The following is a 23,965-nucleotide window of genomic DNA, read 5'->3' on the forward strand; positions in this document are numbered from 1 at the left end:
TGATGACTGGCGGTTTTCCGCGCCCCGCCCGGCGCCTGCCGATTGTCCCGTTCGGCCCGCTCGATTCGCCTGATTCGCTCGACCTGTTTCGTCAGTTGCGCTTGCTGTGCACCGTGGCCGCGCTGTTCGCGCTCGCCGCGCTGTCCGGCTGCAGCAGCCTGCTGTGGGGTCCGCAGCAGGCGCCGATCGTCGATGCGACGGTGATGCCCGTCGAGCCGGCGAGCGCGCCGGTCGCGGCTTCCGCGCCGGAGCCGGTCGAGGCCGAGGCGAGCGAGGGGCCCGGCGAGCCGAAGAAACCGAAGAAGCCGGTCGTCAAGCCGCACAAGGTCGAACCGCCGCCGCCCGTCGTCGCGCCGGCTCCGCCGCCGCCCCCGCCGCCGCCGCCGCTGATCGTGTTGCGTACGATCGAGCGCAGCGCCGCGCACACGCTGCTCGACAGCGAGGTACAGAAGCCCGACGGCAAGGTGGTCGGCCGCGCGGTCGACATGACCGCCGACGCGGCCGGCAAGCCGCGCGAGATGGTGGTCAATCTGCAAGGCTTCCTCGGCGTCGGCGACCGCAAGGTCAACTTCGCGTGGGGCGCGTTCCACTTCACGCCGGGCGCCAAGGGTGCGCCGATCACGCTGACCCCGACGGCCGTGCCGAGCGGCCCGAACAAGTCGAACGCGCTGGAGCTGCAACTGCTCGATGCGACCGTCGAGCGCGCCAACGGCGCCAAGGTGGGTCGCGTGGTCGACGTGCTGATCGACGGCAATGCGCAGCCGCAGGCGGTCGTGCTCGACGTGAGCGGCATGGTCAGCACCGACCGGCGCACGATCGCCGCGAACTGGTCGGCGCTGCGCTTCGTCACGCGCGACAAGGAGTTGCATCCGCAGATCGATCTGAGCGACGCGCAGATCAACGCGACGCCACCCTACACGAGCGACAAGCCGATCCGCGCGGTGTCGCCGGCCCCGCCCCCCGCGCCCGCGGCGAGCGCCGCGCCGGCCGCCTCGGCGCCGGCCGCCTCGGCGCCGACGGCCTCGGCGCCGCCGGGCGCGTCGACGGCCGTCGCGGTTTCCAACGCACGGGCGGTCCGATGACGGTCCGCACTGTGGTCACGGCGCGAAGTCTGCGCGCGCTCGATTGGCTGAACTTCTTCGTCGCCAACGTGCAGACGGGCTTCGGGCCGTTCATCGCGTCGTACCTCGCGTCGCACAAGTGGACCCAGGGCGAGATCGGCATGGTGCTGTCGGTCGGCACCATCAGCGCGATGGTGAGCCAGGTGCCCGGCGGCGCCGCGGTCGACGCGTTGCGCAACAAGAAGGGCGCGGCCGCGTGGGCGATCGGCGCGATCATCCTCAGCGCGATGCTGCTCGCGATCAGCCCGACCGTGCTGCCGGTGATCGCCGCCGAGGTGTTCCACGGCTTCGCGAGCTGCATGCTGACGCCGGCGCTCGCCGCGATCTCGTTCGCGCTGGTGGGACGCGCGAACCTCGGCGACCGGCTCGGGCGCAACGCGCGTTGGGCGTCGATCGGCAGCGCGGTGGCGGCCGGTCTGATGGGCCTGTTCGGCGAGTACTACTCGCCGCGTGCGGTGTTCTTTCTGACCGCGGGCCTCGCCGTTCCCGCGCTGATCGCGCTGGCGATGATCCAGCGCACCGACACGATCGAGCTGCCGCAAGCTGTGCCCACTCCCGAGCAGCTCGAGCGGCGCGAGAGCCTGCGCGAGCTGCTGCGCGACAAGCGCATGCTGCTGTTCGCCGCGTGCATCGTGCTGTTCCATCTGTCGAACGCGGCGATGCTGAACCTGGCCGCCGGCGAAGTGACGGCCGGCATGGGCGATAACGTGCAGCTCGTGATCGCGGCGTGCATCATCGTGCCGCAGGCGATCGTCGCGATGATGTCGCCGTGGGTCGGGCGTTCGGCCGAACGCTGGGGCCGCCGGCCGATCCTGCTGCTCGGCTTCTCGGCGCTGCCGATCCGCGCGCTGCTGTTCGCCGGCATCAGCAGTCCTTATCTGCTCGTGCCGGTGCAGATGCTCGACGGTTTGAGCGCCGCGGTGTTCGGCGTGATGCTGCCGCTGATCGCCGCCGACGTCGCCGGCGACAAGGGCCGCTACAACCTGTGCATCGGTCTGTTCGGGCTCGCGGCCGGGATCGGCGCGACGCTGAGCACGACGGCGGCGGGCTTCGTCGCCGATCGTTTCGGCAACACGGTGAGCTTCTTCGGTCTCGCGGCGGCCGGTGCGCTCGCGGTGCTGCTGGTGTGGGCGGCGATGCCCGAGACGCGCGATGCGGCGACGCTCAGCAACGGTAATGGGGATGGCGCGCCTGTGACCGGTCGGGGGAAGTCGGCGGCGAGGTGAGGCACGTGAGTGATGCGCGGCGTTCGTTTTAACGCCGCACTGCAAATGGCGAAAGAGGCGCGATCGAAAAGATCGCGCCTCTTTTTTTGGGGACATCCGCCGGTATCGGTCAACAGGAACTCTCGCGCACCGCCGATTTTTGCACTTGTAATTGACCCCGTGCATACTCTCTTTTCACTATGAAAGCGTGGCGCGGCGAGAAGACCGCTTCCCCGGAGATGCAATGCGTTTTGATTTGCAGTCGCTGAAACTGTTCGTCGCTGTCTGTGAGCATGGCAGCATCGCCCGCGCGGCAGAAGCCGAAAATATCGCGCCTTCCGCGCTCAGCAAGCGCATGTCCCATCTCGAGGACACGCTCAAGAACGCCCTCTTCGTGCGCAGCAACAAGGGGCTCGAACTGACGGCCGCAGCCGCGGCTCTCCTGCAGCATGCCCGCGTCCTGCTGCGCGACATCGCACAGATGGAAAGCGAGTTGCTCGACCATGCCGAGGGTCTGCGCGGACAGATCCGGCTGCATGCCAGTCTCTCGACCATCGTCCAGTACATCGCCAACGACATCCGCGACTTCCTCGCGCTGCATCCGGGGCTGCGCATCGATCTGCAGGACAGCCTGAGCCCGGCCGTGGTCCGCGCCGTCGCCGAAAACACGGCCGACATCGGCGTGTTCGGCGGCACGACCGTCACCACGGGCCTACAGGTCTATCCGTACCGCAGCGACCGGCTGGTGGTCATCATGCCGCCGGATCACCCGCTCAGCCGCTTCGATAAAGTGAAGTTCCGCGAAGTGGCCGAGTACCCGCTGGTGGGGCCGCAGCCGGGCAGCTATCTGAATTCGCTGGTGCTGCGCGCGGCGGCCGATCTCGACCATCCGCTCAAGCTGTCGATCCGCGTCAACGGCTTCGAGCCGGTGCGCAGCATGGTCGAAGCGCGGCTCGGCGTCGGCCTCGTGCCCGATCATCATGCGCGGCGCTACGTCAACTCGGCGCCGGTGGTCGCCGTCGAACTGGACGAGCCGTGGGCCGAACGGCACTGGAAAATCTGCGTGCGCGAAGCCGAGTCGCTGCCGGCGCCCGTGCAACTCCTGCTCAAGCACCTGCTCGCGCGTCACGATGCAGTAGACACCTGATCGTCACGACCAGCCCTTTACGAATACGCCAGCTTCAATCCGGCTTGCGGCCAGGGCATCGTGCCGAGCCGTCCCGTGCCCGATAGCGTGAGGTAAGCCGTTTTCATGTCGGCGCCGCCGAAGCAGATGTTGGTCACCATGCCATCGGGCACCATCACCTGTCGCAGCACCTCGCCCGACGGCGCGACCACCGTGATGCAGCCGGTGACGAGCGTGGCCACGCAGATGTTTCCTTCCGCGTCCACGGCCAGGCTGTCGAAGCGCTGATAACCCGGCAGCCCGCACACGAGCCGGCCGCCGTGCGGCGACGGATACGGATGCTTGCGCGCGCGGCCGGGCTCCTCCAGATCGAACGCCCACAGCCGCGCAGTCTCGGTCTCCGCCACATAGACGACACGGTCGTCCGGCGAGAGGCCGACCCCGTTGGCCGTCGTCAGCGGGTAAGCGACTTCGACGATCGCCGATCCATCGGCGCGTCCGTAGTAGAGACCCGCATGATCCCGGTCGCGCAGCCGGTTCTTGCCGAAGTCGGTGAAGTAGAAGCCGCCGTCGTGGTCGAACACGATGTCGTTGGGCCCGCACAGCGGATGCTCGCCGCAGCGGTCGTACAACGTGGTCAGTGCGCCTGTTCGCGGGTCGAAGCGCTCGATGCGGCCGCTCGTATAACGCGGATGCACACCGGGCTTCGTGCGATTCAAGCCGGCAACGGTACGGAACAGGAAACCTCCGTTGTTGCAGATGTAGAACACGCCATCCGGTCCCAGCGCCAGCCCATTGGGTCCGCCGCCGATCTCCGCCACGACGCTCACCGTGCCGTCGGCGGCTACGCGGCTGAGGGTCTCGCGCTCGATTTCCACCAGCACGATCGAGCCATCGGCCATCGCCACGGGCCCTTCGGGAAATTTCAGTCCTTCGGCCAGGATGCGGATGCCGCTCTCCATCGTTACCCCTCCTCGCAAATCAGTGCTTGCCTGCATTCTCGACGAAGTGATTGTCGTAAGTGGCCTTCAGGTCGATCGACGCACGGCCGATCTCGGGATCGAAAGCGGCCAGCACGTCGCGGACCGTATGCGCGGCGGCGTCCGTCATCAGGCCGTCACGTGAAATGCAGCTCTGCATGTTGCCGTAGGCTCGCGCGAACACATCCTTGTCCGCCAGAGCATATTGGGGCGGCACGGCTGCCGCGACCTGCTCAGGTGTCGCGTGCGCCATCCAGCGCTCGGCTTCGAGGATGGCGTCCGTCACCGCCTGCACGGTATTGGGATATTTCGCGGCGAACTCTCGGGTCGTGTAGATGGACGCTTCCGGATAATCGCCGCCCAGCGTCGCGCGGGTTCCAGCGGGATCGCGCATCACGGCCAGCGGGTAGAGATCGCCACTGCCCTGCAGCACGGTTGCGACGGGATCGTTGCTCATCAACGCATCGATCTGCCCGCTGCGCGCCGCGGCAATCGCACCCGCCGATGAGCCCACGCCGATGATCGACACATCGCCCGGCTTCACGCCGGCCTTGTTCAGCAGGTAGTTCACGCCCATGTGGAAACTCGAACCTGGCGAGCTCACACCGATGCGCATGCCCTTCAGGTCCGCATACGACTTGACCTTGCCGTGGCTCGCGCGGGTCACGCCGAACACCCAGCCGGGGCAGGAGGCCAGGGTCACGAACGACACCAGCTTCTGTCCCTTGGCCGCCATCGTGATCGTGTTCGAATAGGCGCCGGCGACGATGTCGGCGCTGCCGCCCAGCATCGCCTGCAGCGCCTTCGCACCGCCGCTGAACACGCCGATCTCGACGTCCAGCCCGGCCTGCTTGAAGTACCCCCGGCTGTCCGCGATGACGAACGGCAGATACGGAAAGCCCACGCCCGCGGCGGCCAGGTAAACCTTGGATTTCTCCGGCACGGGCGCGGCGCTCGCGGCCGACTGGCTGATGAGCGCCGCGCACGCGCACAGTACTGGCAAGAGCAGGCGCCTGATCGTTGTCACGATGGTTTGTCTCCAGGTTTTGCGGAACAGCGCGGCCCAGTGTTTCAGCCCTGCACGACGTTCTGACGCTGCTGGCCCAGGCCCGCGATGCCGAGCGTCACCACATCGTCCGGCTTCAGATAGGTGGGCGGCTTCTGCCCCAAGCCGACGCCCGGCGGCGTGCCCGTGGAAATGATATCGCCAGGCTGCAGCGACATGAACTGAGACAGATAGGCCACCAGAAAACGTACGCCGTAAATCATCGTGGCGGTACTGCCGTTCTGATAGCGATGGCCGTTGACCTCGAGCCACATCGGCAGCGCCTGCGGGTCGGGCACCTCGTCGGCAGTGACGAGCCACGGGCCCGTCGGACCGAAGGTGTCGGCCGACTTGCCCTTGGTCCACTGCCCCTGGCGCTCGGCCTGGAACGCGCGCTCGGACACGTCGTTGACGACGCAATAGCCGGCCACATGATCCATCGCATCGCGTTCGCTCACGTACTTCGCGGTCTTGCCGATGACGACGCCGAGCTCGACCTCCCAGTCGGTCTTGAGCGCGTTGCGCGGAATCTCGATGGTGTCGTTCGGGCCGACCATCGCGCTGGTAGCCTTCATGAAGACGATGGGCTCCGGCGGGATCTGCGCGCCCGTCTCGGCGGCGTGGTCGGAATAATTCAGGCCGATGCAGATGAACTTGCGCGTGCCGCCCACGCAGGCACCCAGGCGCGGATTGCCTTCCACGCGCGGCAGCGACGCGGCATCGAGCGCTCTCAGGCGAGCGAGGCTCCCGGGCAGCAGAACGTCGCCGGCGATGTCGGCCACGTGGCCCGACAAATCCCGCACGTTCCCATCTTCATCGAGAAGGCCCGGCTTCTCATGACCCGCCGGACCGTAGCGCAGCAGCTTCATAGATACGTCCCCGTCAGTAGGTGGCGCGACCGCCGGACAGATCGAAAACCCCGGCCGTCGTAAAGGAATTCTCTTCACTGGCAAGCCACGCGATCATCGCGGCCGCTTCATCGAGTTCGAGGAAACGTCCGCGCGGAATCTTGCCGAGCATGTATTCGATGTGCTCGGGCGCCTGCTCCATTGCGCCGGGGGTGCGCGCCACGGCAGGCGTGACGCAGTTGACCGCGATGTCGTGGCGCGCCAGTTCCTTGCCGAGCGACTTGGTCATCGCGATGACCGCGGCCTTCGCCGAACTGTACGCGGCGGCGTTCGGATTGCCTTCCTTGCCGGCGACGGACGCCAGGTTGACGATACGGCCATAGTTCTGGCCGACCATCACGGGCACCACGGCGCGGCAGCAGTGGAAGGTGCCGTTGATGTCGACATCGATCACCTGCTTCCACACGTCGACGGGATACTCGGCCAGCGTGGCATTGGGCCCGACGATGGCCGCGTTATTGATCAGGATGTCGATACGTCCGGTTGCTTTCAGCGTGCCCGCCACGGCCGCCTCGACGCTCGCGTAGTCGGCGATGTCGACGCGCTCGAAGTGAACGTCGTGATTGCCCAGTTCGGCCCGCGCCTGTTCCATGCCCGCGGCATTGATGTCCCAGATCACGAGGCGCGCGCCGGAGCCCAGCAGCCGGCGGCCGACCGCGAGGCCGATACCTTGTGCGCCGCCCGTCACGACGGCGACGCGGTCCTTCAGGTTGATAGCGTTGGTCTGCAAAATGTTTTCCTCAAAGTTGATTCGTCGAGCGCGGCCCATTCACCTGCATGCGTGCGTACGCTCATGCGCTCGCGGCCACGGTCTGCCCGGCCACGGGGCGCCAGCGCAGCAGGTAACCTTCGACCATCGACACCGCCGTATCGAGCGCCAGTGCAAACACCGTCAGCACGAGGATGCCCGCGATGACCGAGTTCATGTCGAACACACCCTCTGCCAGCAGAATCAGATAACCCACGCCCTTCTCCGAGCCCAGGTACTCGCCCACCACGCTGCCCACGAACGCGATGCCGATCGCGTTGTGCAGGCTCGAGAACACCCAGCTCGTCGCCGAAGGCAGGTACACGTGGCGCATCAGCTGACGCGGGCTGGCGCCCAGCATGCGCGTATTGGATAGCACCGCCGGGCTGACCTCGCGGACCCCTTGAAAGACGTTGAAGAACACCACGAAGAACACCAGCGTCACGCCCAATGCCACCTTGGACCAGATGCCGAGGCCGAACCAGAGCGCGAAGATCGGTGCAAAGATCAGGCGCGGCATGGAATTCATGGCCTTGATGAACGGATCGAACACGACCGCGAGGAACGGGTCGAGCGCGAGCCACAGACCGCACCCGAGGCCCAACACCGTGCCGATCGCGAACGCCAGCATGGTTTCGACCAGCGTCGTATAGAGATGGCGAAACACCGAGCCCGTCACGATCCAGTCGACGATCCGACGAGCGACGCCGATGGGATCGCCGAAGAAAAAGGGCGACAGCCATTTCTGGTGGGTACCGAGCCACCACAGGAACAGGACGCCGAACAGCAGCGCCATCCGGGTGACGAGCACAGTGAACTTGTTGTTCGGGTCAAACACGGTTGCGCGCATAGCTTTTCAGAACCTCCCCTCGAAGCACGTCCCAGATCTGGGTGTGCAGTTGCAGGAAACGTTGCGACATACGGATTTCCGACATTTCGCGCGGACGCTCGAGGTCGATCTCGAACTCGGCGATAGGCCGCGTACCGGGCCCCGCCGACAGCACGATGACGCGATCCGACAACGAGATGGCCTCTTCGAGATCGTGCGTCACGAACATCACCGACTTCCGGTCTTGCGACCACAGCCGCAGCAACTCGTCTTCCATCAGATGCCGGGTCTGGATGTCCAGTGCGCTGAATGGCTCGTCCATCAGGATGATGCGAGGATTCAGCGCGAGCGCCTGCGCGAGCCCGGCACGCTTGCGCATGCCGCCCGACAGCTGATGCGGGTACTTCTTGCCGTGCCCGTGCAAGCCCACCCGCTTCAGCCATTCGCGCGCGACGCCGAGAGCCTCTTCGCGTGGCATGCCGCGGAAGATCAGGCCGATCGCGATGTTTTCTTCGGCGGTCTTCCAGGGCATCAGCGCGTCCACCTGGAACAGATAGGCGGCTTGCGTGTTCAGGCCGTTGGTCAGCTTGCGGCCGAATACGCTCAGGCTGCCCGACGAAGGCCGCGTCAGCCCGGCCGCGACGTTCAGCAGCGTGGACTTGCCGCAGCCCGTGGGCCCGACGATCGAGACGAACTCTCCGTCGCCGATCGTCAGGTTGCCGCCGGACACGGCCGTGTACGTCGGCGCGTTCTTGCCGTTGCCGGCGAAGGTGCACGTCACGTTGTCGAAGCGCAGCGCTTCGCGCACCTGGGCGGGGCCGGTATCGAGCGGGACACTACACGGCGCCGTGCTCATGGCTGGATCTCCGCTGCCTTCTCGACGAAGTGGTTGTCATAGGTCGTGGCGAGGTCGAGCTTCGCCGAGGCCACTGTCGGGTCGAAGGCCGACAGCACGTCACGCACGGTCTGCGCGCCCTTCGGCGTGATTTCGCCGTTCTGCGCGATACAGCGTCGGCTGTTCTTGAAGGCCTCGGCGTAGAGCGCCTTGTTGTCCTCCAGGTACTCGGGCGGCACGTTGTCGGCGACCTGTTCCGGCGTCGCCTTCGCGATCCACTTCTCGGCGCGTACGATCGCATTGGCGACCGCCTGCACCGTCTTCGGATTCTTGTTAATGAAGTCCTGCGTCGCGAACAGGCTGGACTCGGGGTAGTCGGAGCCGAACACCTTGACGTTACCCTCGGCCGTGCGCATGTTCTCGAGCGGCTTGAGGCTGCCGTCCTTGGTCAGGATCGTGGCGCTCGGATCGTTGACGATCAGCGCATCGATTTGCCCGGCCCGTACCGCCGCGACCGCGCCCGCCGCCTGGCCCACACCGATGATCGACACGTCCGACGACTGCAACCCCGCCTTGTGCAGAATGTAGTTGACTGCCATGTGCGTGCTCGAACCCGGCGCGCTCACGCCGATACGCATGCCCTTCAGATCCTTCGCCGATTTGACTTCGCCCTGGCGCTTCTGGGACACGCCGAAGATCCAGCCCGGACAAATGACCTGCGCGGCGATCACCACCAGATGCTGCCCCTTGGTGGCCATCGTGATGGTGTTCGAATAGGCGCCCGCGACCATGTCGGAGCTACCGCCCAGCAGGGCCTCCAGCGTCTTCGAACCGCCCGAGAAAGCGGCGATGTGCACGTCCAGCCCTTCGTCCTTGAAGTAGCCGCGCTGCTGCGCGACAAGCATCGGCAGATAGGTGATGCCTACCGATGCCGCCGCGATGTGCAGCTCGGGCTTTTCAGGCACATCCTTGGCCACGGCCGCGACGGAACCGCAAACAAGCTCGAACGCTGCGCACAGCGCAATGGCGAATTTCAGCTTCATGGTTGTCTCCTCCCTTTCGAGGGATATTCTGGTGTGACCAACGACTGCCGAAGACGGGCCGGAGTCCGCGTGGCACCCGATCCGTGTGATGCGTCTGCCGTCTATGCCGCCTGCTTGCGAAGCGCCTCGACGACGGCATCGCCCATGTCACGCGTGCCGATGCATTGCGTGCCTTCCTGCTGGATGTCGGCAGTGCGATAGCCCGCGGCCAGCACGGCACGCACCGACTTCTCGACGCGGCTCGCGGCGGCTTCCATCTCGAAGCTCTCGCGCAGCATCATCGCCAGCGACAGGATCGCCGCGAGCGGATTGGCGATATCCTTGCCGGCGATGTCGGGCGCCGAACCGTGCACCGGCTCGTAAAGCCCCTTGCGGTTGTAGCCGAGCGAGGCCGAAGGCAGCATGCCGATCGACCCCGTCAACATGGCCGCGGCGTCCGAGAGAATGTCTCCGAAGATATTGCCCGTGACGATCACGTCGAACTGCTTGGGCCGGCGCATCAGCATCATCGACGCCGCGTCCACGAACAGATGGCTCAGCTCGACGTCCTTGTAATCGCGCCCGACGCGCGTGACCACTTCGCGCCACAACTGGCTCGCCTCCAGCACGTTAGCCTTGTCCACCGAGCACAGCTTGCCGCGCCGCCGACGCGCGGCCTCGAAGGCCGCACGCGCGACACGCTCGACCTCCGATTCCGAATAGCGCATCGTGTTGAAACCCACCCGCTCTCCCGCCTCGTTGGTCTCGAAGCCGCGCGGCTGGCCGAAATAGACGTCGCCGTTCAACTCGCGCACGATCACGATATCCAGCCCATCGACCACTTCCGGCCGCAGCGTCGAAGCGCCGATCAGCTCGGGGAACATGTACGCCGGGCGGAAATTGGCATACAGGGTCAGCGCTTCGCGCAACTGCAGCAGCCCGGTGCCGGGACGACGCTCGCGCGGAATGTCGGCTTCGTCGGCCACACCCACCGAACCGAACAGGATCGCATCGGCCTTGCGCGCCAGCTCCAGCGTGGGCTGGGGTAGCGGCACGCCATGCGCCTGAATGCCCGCCTCGCCGATAGCGGCTTCTTCGGTCTCGGCATGAGGCGCCACGACCCGCAGCACCTTGACAGCCTGCGCCACGACTTCCGGACCGATGCCATCACCGGGCATGACTGCAATCTTCATCTGAATTTCTCCTGGGTTGTTATCGCTGGGTTGTGCTCAGGTGGAGCGCGCCTTCACCAGGCGCCCTTGTAGTTGCGCTCGAACGCATCGATGCGGTCCCGATGCGACAGCGTGTAGTCGATCTCGTCCATGCCGCGCAGCAGACACTCTTTCGCGAAGGGCTCCATCTCGAACGCATGGCTGGAACCGTCGGGCAGCGTCGCCGTCTGCGCGGGCAAGTCGATCGCGATGCGGCTGCCAGGCCTCGCAGACAAGCTGTCCAGCAGCGGCAGCACCACGGACTCGGGCAATACGATGGGCAGCAGTCCATTCTTCAGGCAGTTGATGAAGAAGATGTCGCCGAAACTCGGAGCGATCGCCGCGCGGATACCGTAGTCGTACAGCGCCCAGACGGCGTGCTCACGCGACGAGCCGCAACCGAAGTTGTGATTGGCCACGACGATGCGCGAGCCGCGGAAAGGCGCCTGGTTGAACACGAAGTCCGGCCGCTCCGCGCCATCGGGTCCGAAGCGCAGCGCGCGGAACAGAAACTGGCCGAAATCGTCGGAGCGGGGTTTTTGCAGGAAGCGCGCCGGCAGGATCTGGTCGGTATCGCAGTTGATGCTGGCGATCGGCACGGCCACTGAGTCGAGGTACGTCAGGCATTCCATGTTCAGACTCCCAGCAGACGGCGCACGTCCGTCAGACGTCCCGTGACCGCGGCTGCGGCCGCCATGGCAGGGCTCATCAGATGGGTGCGCACGCCGGGCCCCTGGCGGCCCACGAAATTACGGTTCGACGTCGAGGCGCAGCGTTGGCCGGGCGCCGCGATATCGCCGTTCGTCGCGAGGCACATCGAACAGCCAGGAAAGCGCCACTGAAAACCGGCTTCCACGAACACGCGGTCGAGCCCTTCGGCCTCGGCCTGGGCGCGCACCTGGTGCGAGCCCGGCACTACCCACGCCTCGACGCCCGGCGCGATGTGGCGGCCGCGCGCGACATCGGCGGCGCTGCGCAGGTCCTCGATGCGTCCGTTGGTGCACGAGCCGATGAAGACCCGGTCGATCGCCACCCCTTCGAGCGCCTCGTCCGGGACCAATCCCATGTAATCGAGCGAACGCGACATCGCGGCGCGCACATCGGGGTCGGCCTCATCTGCGGGATCGGGCACGCGAGCGTCGATCGAACACGCATAACCGGGCGTGGTGCCCCAGGTCACCATCGGGGCGATCTCGCTCACGTCGATATGCACCTCGCGGTCGAAGCTCGCGCCGGGGTCGGTGAACAAGCTGCGCCAGTGCGCGATGGCCCGCTCCCGCGCTTCGCCCGCGGGCGCAAAGGGGCGCCCTGCCAGATAGGCGAACGTGGTTTCGTCGGGAGCGATCATCCCAGCGCGACCGCCCGCCTCGATGGTCATGTTGCATAACGTGAGCCGGCCTTCCATCGACAGACCGGCGATCGCGGAGCCCGCGTACTCGATCACGTGGCCTGCCGCGCCCGCCACGCCGATCCGCGCGATCACGGCCAGGATCAGGTCTTTGGCGGTGACGCCCTGACCGGGCGTGCCGTCGAGTGTGACGCGCATGTTGCTCGACTTGCGCTGCCACAGGCATTGCGTGGCGAGCACGTGAGCGACCTCGGTCGCGCCGATGCCGAACGCCAGCGCACCCAGTGCGCCGTGCGTCGACGTGTGGCTATCGGCGCAGACGACGGTCATGCCGGGCAGACTCAGCCCCTGCTCGGGCCCGACCACGTGGACGATGCCGCGCCGCGAGTCGTCCATGTCGAACAGCGTGATGTGCGACTCGGCCGTATCGCGCTGGAGAGCTACGATCATCGCGCGCCGCTCGGGGTCGGCCACGGCGGCCATCTCGTTCGCCGCGCTGGACACGTAGTGGTCCGCCGTGCCGAAGATGCGCTCCGGCGAGCGCGGCTTGAGGCCGCGTTCACGCAACAGGTCGAACGATTGCGCGGTGACGTCGTGAATGAAATGCCGGTCGATGAACAGCAGATCCTGTCCGTCGTCGCGCGACATGACCCGGTGACTGTCCCAGATCTTGTCGTAAAGCGTACGCGGGCCGGCCGTTGCCTGGTCGGGTTGCATTGCTTCGTCTCGCTCCATCAAGTTGCCGGCCGCCTGCGGGAGGGGCCGTGCGTTCTCTCGGTTGATCCCGATGTGGAAACATCATGCCGCACGCGAGACGGGTTGGACGTGGTCTTTTGGCAAGGCACCATCGCCGATCGCGATGACGCAGATGGCTTGCCGCGATCGTTGCGGTAACCGCGGCCTCCTGCGCCGCCGTCCATGCAGACGAGCAGGAGCCGCTCAGTTTCATCGATCCAACCGACGGGCAACTGGACATGAGCGATTTCCTGCTCAAGCACGCTAGAGCGAGCACTCAATCGCGTCCGTTCGTCGCGCCGAGCGCTGCCGCAAACGCCCTATCCTTGTAACAGGCAAGACAGCAGGCAAACAGGAGGTCTGTATGCAACCCGTCATTCTCACGTTCCGCGAAAAGGCAGTGTCTCAGTTCCATCTCGCCCATGTGCAGTCGTTGCTACGGGCGACCGACTCAGGGCACGCGACCAACGAGATCCCGGCTCAGGCCGAACAGACCTACCGTGATCGGGTACGGGGCCATGTGACGGTCGCGCTGCCAGGCGGCGAGATCAGCACTGCCCGGGCCTTTGAAGCGCTGTGCGCCGCCGAATTGCCAGAGAGGCATCTCGCTCACGCTGTCCTGAACGGAGCGACCCATTGGTTTCCGTGCTCGGCTGAAGAACCCTGCACTTGCAGTAGCACGCCCCGCTACCGCGCCTATTTCCGGCACGATGGACACTGGCTGTTTTTCTTCACACAAGACGCACCGCTGCCGTTCGGGTCGGTCGTCAGTTTCTCCAAATCCTCCGCCCGGGACATTTGATAAAGCGCCCCCCAAAAAATCTTGAATCGGCTCACGCCTGCGCTTGAAAGACGAGGTTAAAGGGCGTCTGCGTCGCACGACGAAAGCGCGTGAAGCCGCCCGCGCTCACGACCTGCATGAGCCGGGCTTCGCCGGCTTGTGCGCCTAGCGCCATTCTGCCTTCCTGTGATAACGATGCCCCGGTGCAGAACATCGTGGAGGCCGAGTAAAACAAGCGTCCCACGGGATTCAGATTGTCTTCCAGTCGATCGTTTGCGAAGGGCTCGACGATCATCCACGTGCCATCTCTTTTCAGCGAACCCAACACATGGGCGGCAGCGCCCGCCGGGTCGCCCATGTCATGCAGGCAGTCGAAGAATGCGACGAGGTCGTAGTCGGCGCCGGGGTATTGCTGCGCGGTGGCCACTTCGAAGCTGACGCGATCGCTGACCCCGGCTTCGTGCGCCGCTTCGCGTGCTCTCTGGATGGAGGGTGCGTGGTAGTCGAAGCCGACGAACGTAGCATGCGGATAAGCCTGCGCCATCAGAATCGTGGATGCGCCATGACCGCAGCCGACATCCGCTACCCGGGCAGCCTGCGCCTTGAGCGTTGCTTCGACGCCGTCGAGCGCCGGAATCCAGTCGTTGATCAGATGGGCGGCATAGCCGGGCCGAAAGAATCGTTCCGTTCCCCTGAATAATGACGGGTGATGCTGGTGCCAGCCGACTCCTAGCCCGGTGCGAAACGCGGCTTCCAGCTTCGGCAGGCTGCGAAACATGGCTTCGGCGCAGTCGCAGAAACCTGGAACGAAAGTCGGGCTGCTCTCTTCGGCAAAACACAACGCCATTTCGTTTTCAAGCTGATAGGTTCCCGTCGCCGCGTCGTACTGGATAAATCCCGATGCCGCCTGTGCCGCAAGCCACTCGCGCACGTATCGTTCCGCCAGCCCGGCGCGCTCGGCCACCCGCGTCGAGCTCATCCAGCCTTGTTGGGCCATGGCCTTGTACAGGCCGAGCCGGTCGCCGAGCGCAATGAGCGGCGCGGATGCAATCGCGCCAAACTCGCCGACCATGCGCCCCATGAAGTCTTCTATCTTCTGTTCGTCGTATTCCATTTGTCACCTCGTTCATGATGGAAAATCAATCTGCCGGGGTGCAGTCCGAGCTTTCGATCCAGGGCGAAGAAACGGGCGGCGCAACCCGCCGGCTGCCACGCCAGACCCGCCAGGCAATCGCAGGGCCCAGTAGCGAAGGCGGTGGGGCCATCAGGTTGACGACCTTCAGAAATGCGGTGGTCAGTGTGCTGTCGTGCGTCGCGGCAAGATGCAGCCTTCCGATGTACCAGTTGAGGAAGCGAAGCATCGGCGCTCGCTCGCCCTTGATTCGCGGGTGGCGCAGGTCGTTGCCCACTGCGATCTCCCACGGTATGTCGGTGATCCGCGCAGCACGCCTGAAAAATCGCCGCGCAAGATCGATCGAGCCCGCGCGCAGGCATCGTTGCAGCGCCAGCGCCTCCAGTGCCGCCACGGTCATGCCCTGTCCATAGACCGGATTGAAGCTGCAGATCGCATCACCGAAGGCGAGGTAGTGTTCGGGGAAGTGTGCGAGAGCTTCGTAGCGTCGTCGCTGGCTGGCGGCGTAGCGGTAGCGCCGGAAGTCGCTCAACGGCTCTGCGTTTGCGACCACGTCGTGAATCTCCATGGTGGGCAATGTCGCCAGATAGGCGAGAAAGCCTTGATCGTTATCCGGCGCGTCGTCGCCGAGAAAGCCGCCGGCACTGACGATCCAGCTATCGCCCTCCTGCGCGAGCAGCACGCCGTTGCGCCAGTTCGGCGCACTGCCCGCCACGACGATGCCCTGCCGGCCGCCAAGATCGGTCGGCCGGCGGCGATAGGTACGGGTCATGTAGCTGATGCCGATCTCGACCTTCTCGATAGCCGGAGGCGGATATCCGAGTTCTTCGAGCCAGGCCGCACCGGATGAGCCGCGGCCAGTCGCATCCACGACGAGGTCCGCGATGATGGTTTGTTCCGCTCCGGCGTCGACACGCATGCGCACACCGGTCACGCGTTGGCGAGCGGCATCGCTGGCGAGACCCAGCACGGCGCAATTGTCGATGGCGCGCACGTTGCGCAATGCCAGCAGCCGTCGGCGGACATGACCTTCGAGCACGGGCCGGCTCGCCAGCAAGCCGAACAGGTCGCTCTTGCCGTGGGCAAGCGTGACGTTGCGGCCTATCCACGTAATATCGTTGGCGACATCGCCGACCAGGCCGCCGCTTTGCGTGACCACTTCATTCGTATAGCCAGGGAACAATTCCTCGAGCACCGCGTTGCCGCGCGCAAGAAGTCCATGCGTGTGACGTCCCTGCGGCACGCCCTTGCGCGGCGTGTCCGCTGCCGGAAGCAGGTCGCGCTCCAGCACGGTCACCGTGGTGTAGAAATCCGCCAGCGCGCGGGCGGCCATCAGACCACCCATGCTGGCGCCAATCACGATCGCATGCGTACCCAGATTCTTCATGGCAATCCTCCAGTTCGGTCCAGCGCGACGAGTCACTGACAACCGTCTGGCGCGAATGGTAGGATCGCCTCGTCCCTTGAGCGTCCCCTGGACGCTGTCATCGAGGATCGCATCATCATGGCTCTGTTCAGCGTGCGGACACTCGGATTTCCTGAGATCCGTCGGGACGGGCAGCTGTGCCAGCTGCCCCTGCGAAAAGGACTCGCCCTGCTGATCTATCTGGCCGAAGCGAAAGGGGCCGTCGCGCGCGAGGTCATCGCAACCATGTTGTGGCCGGAATGCGGCGAAGACGTCGTCCGCGCGCGGCTGCGGCGTCTGTTGCATCGCCTTCAGCTGATGCTCGGTGACGACGTGCTAACAACCGACCGGTCCACGGTTCGATGGTCATCGGCGCTCGAGCTGCGCGTGGATTCCCAACTCTTTGAGCAAGCCTGCGACCGCGGCGAATTCGAGTGGGCGTGCCGCCATTATTCCGGCGACTTTCTCGCGGGTTTTTCGCCGGGCGATTGCCCGCAGTTCGACGAGTGGGCCTTCTTTCGCCGTGAGGCCCTGCGGGGTCGCCTGATCCAGGCGCTGGAGCGGGAGGTGCGCGACAGGAATGCGGCCGGCGACTACGCCGCGGCAGCCGCGCACGCGGCTCGTCTTGTCGAGCTCGATCCGCTCAGCGAGGTGTACGGCCGGCATCTGATCCGCAATCTGCTGCTCGCGGGACATCGGGCCGCTGCCGAGCGCAGCCTCGAGGCCTTGACGCAGCGCCTGCGCGACGAGCTCGACATCGAGCCCGAACTGGAAACCCGGTCGCTGTTGAACGTCGGCGCCGCGACGTTGCCCCTCGAAGACCCGCCTTCGACGCGCTACGTCACTGGAGGTGGCGTCCATCTGGCCTACCAGACCTACGGCGCCGGCGGCGTCGACATACTGGTGCTGCCCGGTTTCGTGTCTCACGTCGAACGGCTTTGGGAGGAGCCACGGTGCCGCGCGCTGCTGTCGTCCATCGCCCGCACGGGTCGTCTGATCCTGTTCGATCGTCGCGGTATCGGCCTTTCCGACCGGGTTGGCTTCAACCCCAGCGTCGATGCGACCGCGGAGGATATCGGCACGGTGCTGGACGCTACCGCGAGCCGCCGCGTGGTGCTGTTCGGTGCGTCCGAGGCCGGCCCGGCATGCATCAAGTTTGCCGCTGACCACCCCGAACGGGTCGCTGGCCTGGTGCTGTTTGGCTCGCTGGCCAAGGGCTGTGCGACGCCCGACTATTCGCACGCGTTGCTGGCCAGCCAGTACGACGCATGGCTGCAGAAACTGGTAGCGGTCTGGGGCGGGCCCGCCGGCATCGAGACATTCGCACCGACCCTGGCCGGCGATCCTCAGGCGCGAGCCTGGTGGGCAGGATTGCTGCGCGCGGCGTCGAGCCCGGGCGCGCTCAAGGGCGTGCTCGAGGCGTTGCGCGACATGGATGTGCGGCACCTGCTCGGCCAGATTTCCATGCCGACGCTGGTGCTCCACCGTCACGACGATCGTGCCGTTCGCGTCGGCGCCGGCCGGCATCTCGCGAGCCACATCGCTCAGGCGAAGTTCGTCGAGCTCGAAGGCGCCGATCACTGGGTCTTCGCGGGCGATCAGCAACCCGTCCTCGACAACCTCCGGCAATTTGTCGGCCGTCTTGCTACCTGATTGCGAACGAGCGACGCACCACTGCGACGGAGCCTTGGTCAAGTCCTGTTAAATGTTTCGATCAGCGGGTGGACGCCTCAGGTAGGATGGCTGTCCACCACACAGGAGTTGGTCTTGGGACAATTGGGTCATTTACTCGTCGTAGCTTTGCTTCGCACGCTCTCGACACTTCCGTATCCATTGGTTGCAAGGCTTGGCAGCGCGGTCGGCGCGGCCTTGTATGCGATTCCCGGCCGCCGCAAACATATCGTCCTCGTCAACCTGCACCTCTGCTTTCCTGAAAAGTCGGAACGTGAGTGCGATGAGCTTGCGAGGGAACATTTCCGCCATGTGGTCCGCAGCTATCTCGAACGAGGCGTTCAATGGTTTGGTAGCGCGCAAAGAATCCGCGATCTTGTCCAGATCGAAAGCGCGATCGATCTCGAAGACAGCAATGCTCCGCCCACGATCTTTCTCGGCTTTCATTTCGTCGGCGTCGAGATCGGGTGCCTGCATTACTCGCTGAATATGCCTGCCGCATCCTTGTACACGCACATGTCGAACACGCGTCTTTGCGATCTGGCCAAACGTCAACGCGGCCGATTCGGCGCAAAGATGATCGAACGTTCGACAAGCGCCAGGAAGATCGTGCGACTCCTCCAGGACGGCACGCCTGTCATGCTCGCCGCGGACATGGACCACGGCATCGAAAACTCGGTTTTCGTGCCTTTTTTTGGCGTCCCCGCGTGCACGCTGACTTCTGTTTCGCGACTTGCGCGAATGGGCCACGCGCGCGTCGTGCCATTCGTCACGGAAGTACTGCCGGACTTCAAAGGGTATAAGTTGAACGTCTTTGCACCGCTCGACGATTTTCCATCGGGCAGCGATACAAGCGATGCGCGTTCCATGAATGCGTTTCTCGAGACCCAGATAATGAAAATCCCCGCCCAGTACTATTGGGTGCATCGACGCTTCAAACATCGTCCAGAGGGCATGCCCGCGGTTTATTGATTGCGTGTGCACCCAGTTCGTATTTCTATCGACACTCGGCTTTCGATTTGAACCCTGGAGGGCGTAAGTCAGGTGTAATGCCTGATCAGCCGCTATGCAGATGGCTTGTCCACTCCAGGAATTGCCGGGCATGTCTTCTAACCACAGGGTATTTAACGCAGCCAGTAGGGAATCTCTGAAGCAGCCAACGGAACCGAGTTTTTGGCTGATTTTTTCGCCATCCGACCTAAGCTGATGATAGTGAGCGAGGGTCGATTCCATGCATATCCAGCGAGTCGTGACCTGCATGCTGCTACTTGCCGCGATGCTGGCTGCGAGTTGCAGCCATGATGATGGAGTCAACAACAACACGCCAGTAGTGGCGCCGGCCGGATTGACCGAACGCGATGTCGCGGTGGTCTATGCGCAAGGCACTGAAATTATTCCCAATACGCTCAGCAGCAGCGGCGGCCCCATCACGCAGTGCAGCGTGTCGCCGCCTCTGCCCGCGGGGCTATCGCTCGATCCTCAGACCTGCGCGATCAGCGGCACGCCGAGCGGCACCTCACCTGACACTATCTATACGATCGACGCCAGCAACGCGGCGGGTAGCGAGTCCATCAAGGTCGAGATCGAGGTCAAGCCCGAAGCGGTCGCCCCGGAAAGCCTGAGTTACCTGAACGCCGCGGTGATCTACACGACCAACGCACCGATCATTCCCAACACACCGATTGCCACCGGCGGAGAAATCACCCTCTACAGCATCTCGCCGGCCTTGCCCGCTGGGCTTCAGTTCGATCCGCACACCGGCATCATTTCCGGCACGCCCGTGGCAACAAGCCAATCGACCGTCTACACCGTAACCGGCAGCAATAGCGTCGATTCTATCGAGGCCCAGCTCACGATCGAGGTGCACGCTGCGACTCAGCCACCGGCGAGTCTGAGCTATTGGGATGCGGCTCCCATCTACGTCGTGGGCCAGCCAATCTCATACGACGAGCCACTGTCCACTGGCGATGAAATCACCTTCTTCTCAGTGTCGCCAGCGCTGCCTGCCGGATTGAGCATGAATCCGCAGACAGGCGCGATCAGCGGTACGCCGACCACAGTGCAGCCGCCGACGACCTATACGATTACCGGCAGCAACAGCGCGGGCAGCGTCACGGTGCATATCGTCATCGGCGTCGACGATCCGGTGACCGGAGAGTGGACACCGGCAGATTCAATGAATCAGGCACGGTTCCGGCACACGGCGACACTGCTGCCCAATGGCCAGGTTCTCGTCGCTGGGGGAACCAGAAAGCAAGCCACTGCGTCCGCGGAACTGTACGATCCGGTCGCCAACACCTGGACATCGACCGCCAACCTGAGCCAGGCGCGCCAGTCCCACTCGGCGACGCTGCTTCAAGACGGCCGCGTGCTCTTGGCGGGTGGATTCAAAACGGGCGCGGGCAGTGAACAGTCGTCGGCAGAGTTGTACGATCCGGCCACGGGTAGCTGGTCGCCCACCGGCAGCATGACCGATGCGCGTGATTTGCACACGGCCACGCTGTTACCCAACGGCCTCGTGCTCGTAGCGGGTGGCGAGGGCAAGGCGGGAGCCCTGTCGTCGGCCGAACTGTACAACCCGGCGACGGGAAGCTGGTCGCCAACAGGCGGCATGGCGCAAGCGCGCTTTTCCCATACGGCCACGATGCTGGCCAACGGCCTCGTACTCGTCGTGGGTGGGTCGAGCGATTCAGGCGTCCTCTCGTCGGCGGAACTCTACAATCCAGCAACGGGGACCTGGTCGCCCACGGGCAGCTTGAGTCAGGTACGCACCGACTTCGCCACCGCGTTGCTGCCCGACGGAACCGTGCTGGCGATAGCGGGAACCGACGGAAACACCGAGCTGTCATCAGCCGAACGGTACAACCCCGCCGTCGGGACATGGACGCAGACCGGCAGCCTGATCCATGCGCGCGACTTCCTGACTGCCACGTTGCTGCCCAACGGCCGGGTGCTTGCCGCTGCCGGGCTAGCAGCCGGGAGCGATCTCTCCTCGGATGAACTTTACGATCCCACTACCGGCACCTGGGCGCAGACTGCCAGCATGAGCCTGGCGCGCGAGCAGCATACGGCTACGCTGCTAGCGGACGGCAGAGTGCTCATAGCGGGGGGACTCGGTCGCGGAATCTTCGCTCGCGCCGAACTGTTCCACTGATCAATCGAGCGCCCTGCCCGCGGTCTCGCGCATGAACGGCAACGGCAACAACGACACGACGCTGCAGCCGATCAGATACCACGCCGGCGCGAGATTGCTGCCCGAAATCTCGATCAGCCACGTCGCGAAAAACTGCGCGAAGCCGCCGAAAATCGACACCCCGAGGCAGTACACGATCGACATGCCGGTCGCACGGATCGCGCGCGGAAACAGCTCGGGCAACATCACGATATTGGGCACCGCGGTGAACGTGACGAGCAGCGCGAGGCCAGCGACCACCGCGAGCAGGACCGGCACCGTCGGCGACGCGTTGAGCGTCATGAACGCCGGGTAGATGGCGAAAATCAGCAGCACGCGCGACACCCACAGCACGCGCTTGCGGCCGATGCGATCGGACAGCGTACCCGCGAGCGGCGAGCAGATCACCGTGACCACGGCGCCGGTCCACGCGGCCCACAGCGCGGTCGCCATCGGCAGATGCAGAATGCGGATCGCGTAGGTCGACAGATAGAACAGCACGATGTAGTTCGCCGCGGTGCCGCCGATCGTCGTCACCACGCCGGTCGTGATCGAGCGCGCGTGATCGCGGAACAGGTCGCGGACCGGCAGCGAGGCAGGCTGTTCAGCGGGCTTTGAAGCAGCCTTGGCCGCCCCTTCGCCACCCGCTGCCGTGCCATCTTCGACGCCCGGCAGCGTCTCGTCGAGATGCCGCCGGATATAGATGCCGATCGGCCCCATCGCCATGCCGATCACGAACGGCACGCGCCAGCCCCAGCTTTCGAGCGCGGCCGGCGCCAGCGTCGAGGCCAGCGCGACGCCGAGCAGCGATCCCACCACCGTGTTCATCCCCTGACTCACGAACTGCCAGCTACCGTAGAAGCCTCGCGTGCGATCGCTGCCGTACTCGAGCAGCAGCGCCGTCGACGCGCCCACCTCGCCGCCCAGCGCGAAGCCCTGAATCAGCCGCGCCAGAATGATCAGGATCGGCGCCGCGACGCCGATCGCCGCGTACGTCGGCGCAAACGCGATGATCGCGGAACCCAGTGTCATCAGCCACAGCGTCAGGCTCATCGCGGCCTTGCGTCCCGCGCGGTCCGCGTAGCCACCCAGCACGACGCCGCCGAACGGCCGCATGATGAAGCCGACGCCGAACGTGCCGACCGCGAGCATCAGTTGCACGAGCTGTCCTTCGACCGGGAAAAACAGCTTGCCGATGATCGTCGCGAAGAAGCTGTAGATCGTGAAGTCGAAAAACTCGAGGCCGTTGCCGAGCGTGATCGCAGCGATCGCCTTCGCGTGACCGAGACGCTTTTGCGGCGCATCGGCGAGGCGCTGCGCATCGAGCGTTTCGAGCCCATCGGCGCGCGCGGCGCGCGGTGTGGCGGAATAGTCCATCTGTGTCTCCATCGTGATCTTGCTGTTTTGGCAACGCGCTCGCGCGCCGCCGTCGCGTCAAACGAGGAACGTCTGCGCGAGCTTGACCCAGTAGGCCGCGCCGGTGGCGAGGCAAGCGTCGTTGAAGTCGTAGCCGGGGTTGTGGACCATGCAGCCGCCCTCGCCGTCGCCATTGCCGATGATCAGATAGCTGCCCGCGCAGCGTTCGAGCAGGAACGCGAAGTCCTCGCTGCCGGTGAGCGGCTGCATGTCGCGAATCAGCCCGTCTTCGCCCAGCCAGTCGAGCGCGACCTGGCGCGCCAGCGCGGTCATGGCGGGATCGTTGACGAGCACCGGGTAGCGGCGTTGATAGTCGACCTCGGCACGCGCGCCGAACACCGCCGCCTGGCCGGTCGCGACCTCGGTGATGCGTTGCTGCAGAAGGTCGCGCACCTCGGGCCGCAACGCGCGCACCGACAGACGCATCTCGGCGGTTTCGGGGATCACATTCGATGCTTCGCCCGCGTGAATCGCGCCGACCGTGATGATCGACATATCGAGCGGGGCGATGTTGCGCGACACGATCGACTGCAGCGCGAGCACGATCTGCGCGCACACGACGACTGGATCGACGGCCTTGTGCGGTACCGCGCCATGCCCGCCGCGGCCGATCACCTTGATGATCACCGTATCCGACGACGCCATGAACGAGCCCGGCATGAAGCCCAGCTTGCCGGTGGGAAAGCCCGGCATGTTGTGCATGGCGAACACGGCGTCGCAGGGAAACTGCTCGAACAGGCCGTCGTCGAGCATCTTCTTCGCGCCGGCAAGCCCTTCCTCGGCCGGCTGGAAGATCAGATTCAGCGTGCCGTCGAAGCTTTTTTCGCGCGCCAGATGTTTGGCGGCGGCGAGCAGCATCGCCGTGTGGCCGTCGTGACCGCATGCGTGCATCTTGCCGGGCAGCTTGCTCGCGTAGGGCAGGCCGGTGGTTTCGTGGATCGGCAGCGCGTCCATGTCGGCGCGCAGGCCGAGCCGGCGCGTGCCGTTGCCGAGCTTCAGTTGCCCGACCACGCCGGTCTGGCCCAGCCCGCGATGAACCGTGTAGCCCCACTCCCGCAAGCGTTCGGCGACCAGATCGCCGGTGGCGAACTCCTCGTAGGCCAACTCCGGGTGTGCGTGGATGGTGTGTCGCAGCGCGATCATTTCTTCTTCGACTTCGGCGATGCCCGCCGGAATGACCATCGTGTTCATGTGTCGTCTCGTCTCCATGTCAGCGTGAACCCAGCATAGCCCCGCCGATATTCGAGCGGCAGGCGTAGAATCGTTCGCAGTGGC

At 65.1% G+C, this 23,965-nt stretch carries 21 protein-coding genes; 7 read left to right on the plus strand and 14 right to left on the minus strand.

Annotated features, from left to right (window positions below):
• Positions 1–2: 2 nt before the first annotated feature.
• The 3 genes from CI15_RS01760 (at position 3) to CI15_RS01770 (ending at position 3,473) form a co-directional block, all read left to right on the plus strand.
• Positions 3–1,082 carry a photosystem reaction center subunit H gene (locus tag CI15_RS01760; RefSeq protein WP_075643640.1) on the plus strand — a complete coding sequence of 360 codons (1,080 nt, stop codon included), beginning with the start codon at positions 3–5 and terminating at the stop codon, positions 1,080–1,082.
• Complete coding sequence (locus tag CI15_RS01765; protein ID WP_062123694.1) at positions 1,079–2,347, plus strand: MFS transporter; 1,269 nt, start codon at positions 1,079–1,081, stop codon at positions 2,345–2,347. Before CI15_RS01760 ends, CI15_RS01765 begins: the two co-directional genes overlap by 4 nt.
• A 223-nt stretch (positions 2,348–2,570) precedes the next feature.
• Complete coding sequence (locus tag CI15_RS01770) at positions 2,571–3,473, plus strand: LysR family transcriptional regulator (protein WP_062123696.1); 903 nt, start codon at positions 2,571–2,573, stop codon at positions 3,471–3,473.
• Positions 3,474–3,490: 17 nt separating this feature from the next.
• Here the strand turns inward: CI15_RS01770 and CI15_RS01775 are convergent, their stop codons facing one another.
• The 10 genes from CI15_RS01775 to leuC all read right to left on the minus strand — a co-directional run bounded on the left by CI15_RS01775 (position 3,491) and on the right by leuC (position 13,095).
• Entirely contained in the window at positions 3,491–4,414 is a 924-nt protein-coding gene (locus CI15_RS01775) for an SMP-30/gluconolactonase/LRE family protein (protein WP_062123698.1), read from the minus strand.
• Between the two features lie 19 nt (positions 4,415–4,433).
• On the minus strand, positions 4,434–5,459 hold the full coding sequence (locus CI15_RS01780; protein ID WP_062123700.1) for an ABC transporter substrate-binding protein: 1,026 nt from the start codon (positions 5,457–5,459) through the stop codon (positions 4,434–4,436).
• Between the two features lie 44 nt (positions 5,460–5,503).
• Positions 5,504–6,346 (minus strand): fumarylacetoacetate hydrolase family protein, encoded by an 843-nt coding sequence (locus tag CI15_RS01785; RefSeq protein ID WP_062123703.1) that lies wholly within the window; start codon positions 6,344–6,346, stop codon positions 5,504–5,506.
• Positions 6,347–6,359: 13 nt separating this feature from the next.
• Entirely contained in the window at positions 6,360–7,115 is a 756-nt protein-coding gene (locus CI15_RS01790) for an SDR family NAD(P)-dependent oxidoreductase (protein WP_062123903.1), read from the minus strand.
• Between the two features lie 61 nt (positions 7,116–7,176).
• Entirely contained in the window at positions 7,177–7,983 is an 807-nt protein-coding gene (locus tag CI15_RS01795) for an ABC transporter permease (protein ID WP_062123704.1), read from the minus strand.
• On the minus strand, positions 7,964–8,818 hold the full coding sequence (locus CI15_RS01800) for an ABC transporter ATP-binding protein (RefSeq protein WP_062123706.1): 855 nt from the start codon (positions 8,816–8,818) through the stop codon (positions 7,964–7,966). The genes CI15_RS01795 and CI15_RS01800 overlap by 20 nt, the downstream gene beginning before the upstream one ends.
• Positions 8,815–9,840 (minus strand): ABC transporter substrate-binding protein, encoded by a 1,026-nt coding sequence (locus CI15_RS01805; RefSeq protein WP_062123708.1) that lies wholly within the window; start codon positions 9,838–9,840, stop codon positions 8,815–8,817. The genes CI15_RS01800 and CI15_RS01805 overlap by 4 nt, the downstream gene beginning before the upstream one ends.
• A gap of 101 nt (positions 9,841–9,941) precedes the next feature.
• Positions 9,942–11,012, minus strand: coding sequence for a 3-isopropylmalate dehydrogenase (gene leuB / locus CI15_RS01810; RefSeq protein ID WP_062123710.1), 1,071 nt, complete (start codon positions 11,010–11,012; stop codon positions 9,942–9,944).
• Positions 11,013–11,065: 53 nt separating this feature from the next.
• The gene (leuD, locus tag CI15_RS01815) at positions 11,066–11,662 is read right to left on the minus strand and encodes a 3-isopropylmalate dehydratase small subunit (protein ID WP_062123712.1); all 597 of its coding nucleotides are present in this window, start codon (positions 11,660–11,662) and stop codon (positions 11,066–11,068) included.
• A 2-nt stretch (positions 11,663–11,664) separates the two neighbouring features.
• Positions 11,665–13,095 carry a 3-isopropylmalate dehydratase large subunit gene (gene leuC, locus CI15_RS01820; RefSeq protein WP_062123714.1) on the minus strand — a complete coding sequence of 477 codons (1,431 nt, stop codon included), beginning with the start codon at positions 13,093–13,095 and terminating at the stop codon, positions 11,665–11,667.
• Positions 13,096–13,477: 382 nt separating this feature from the next.
• On the opposite strand from leuC, the gene CI15_RS01825 reads away from it, so the two are divergent.
• Positions 13,478–13,915 (plus strand): hypothetical protein, encoded by a 438-nt coding sequence (locus CI15_RS01825; RefSeq protein ID WP_062123716.1) that lies wholly within the window; start codon positions 13,478–13,480, stop codon positions 13,913–13,915.
• A 31-nt stretch (positions 13,916–13,946) separates the two neighbouring features.
• Here the strand turns inward: CI15_RS01825 and CI15_RS01830 are convergent, their stop codons facing one another.
• Together CI15_RS01830 and CI15_RS01835 are read right to left on the minus strand one after the other, a co-directional pair.
• Positions 13,947–15,008: a class I SAM-dependent methyltransferase gene (locus CI15_RS01830; protein WP_062123718.1), complete on the minus strand. Its 1,062-nt coding sequence runs from the start codon at positions 15,006–15,008 to the stop codon at positions 13,947–13,949.
• A 25-nt stretch (positions 15,009–15,033) separates the two neighbouring features.
• The gene (locus CI15_RS01835) at positions 15,034–16,413 is read right to left on the minus strand and encodes an FAD-dependent oxidoreductase (protein ID WP_062123720.1); all 1,380 of its coding nucleotides are present in this window, start codon (positions 16,411–16,413) and stop codon (positions 15,034–15,036) included.
• Positions 16,414–16,530: 117 nt separating this feature from the next.
• On the opposite strand from CI15_RS01835, the gene CI15_RS01840 reads away from it, so the two are divergent.
• The 3 genes from CI15_RS01840 to CI15_RS01850 all read left to right on the plus strand — a co-directional run bounded on the left by CI15_RS01840 (position 16,531) and on the right by CI15_RS01850 (position 21,256).
• Entirely contained in the window at positions 16,531–18,084 is a 1,554-nt protein-coding gene (locus CI15_RS01840; protein ID WP_174543187.1) for a bifunctional AfsR/SARP family transcriptional regulator/alpha/beta hydrolase, read from the plus strand.
• A 114-nt stretch (positions 18,085–18,198) separates the two neighbouring features.
• Positions 18,199–19,074, plus strand: a complete 876-nt coding sequence (locus tag CI15_RS01845) for a lipid A biosynthesis lauroyl acyltransferase (protein WP_062123724.1) — start codon at positions 18,199–18,201, stop codon at positions 19,072–19,074.
• 286 nt (positions 19,075–19,360) lie between these two features.
• Positions 19,361–21,256, plus strand: a complete 1,896-nt coding sequence (locus CI15_RS01850; protein ID WP_241495781.1) for a Kelch repeat-containing protein — start codon at positions 19,361–19,363, stop codon at positions 21,254–21,256.
• Here CI15_RS01850 and CI15_RS01855 read toward each other — a convergent pair whose 3' ends face one another.
• Both CI15_RS01855 and CI15_RS01860 read right to left on the minus strand, forming a co-directional pair.
• Positions 21,257–22,651 carry an MFS transporter gene (locus CI15_RS01855; protein WP_062123728.1) on the minus strand — a complete coding sequence of 465 codons (1,395 nt, stop codon included), beginning with the start codon at positions 22,649–22,651 and terminating at the stop codon, positions 21,257–21,259.
• 57 nt (positions 22,652–22,708) lie between these two features.
• Positions 22,709–23,881, minus strand: a complete 1,173-nt coding sequence (locus CI15_RS01860; RefSeq protein WP_062123730.1) for a M20 aminoacylase family protein — start codon at positions 23,879–23,881, stop codon at positions 22,709–22,711.
• Between the last annotated feature and the right edge of the window lie 84 nt (positions 23,882–23,965).

Source organism: Paraburkholderia monticola (assembly GCF_001580545.1).
Classification (GTDB): domain Bacteria; phylum Pseudomonadota; class Gammaproteobacteria; order Burkholderiales; family Burkholderiaceae; genus Paraburkholderia; species Paraburkholderia monticola.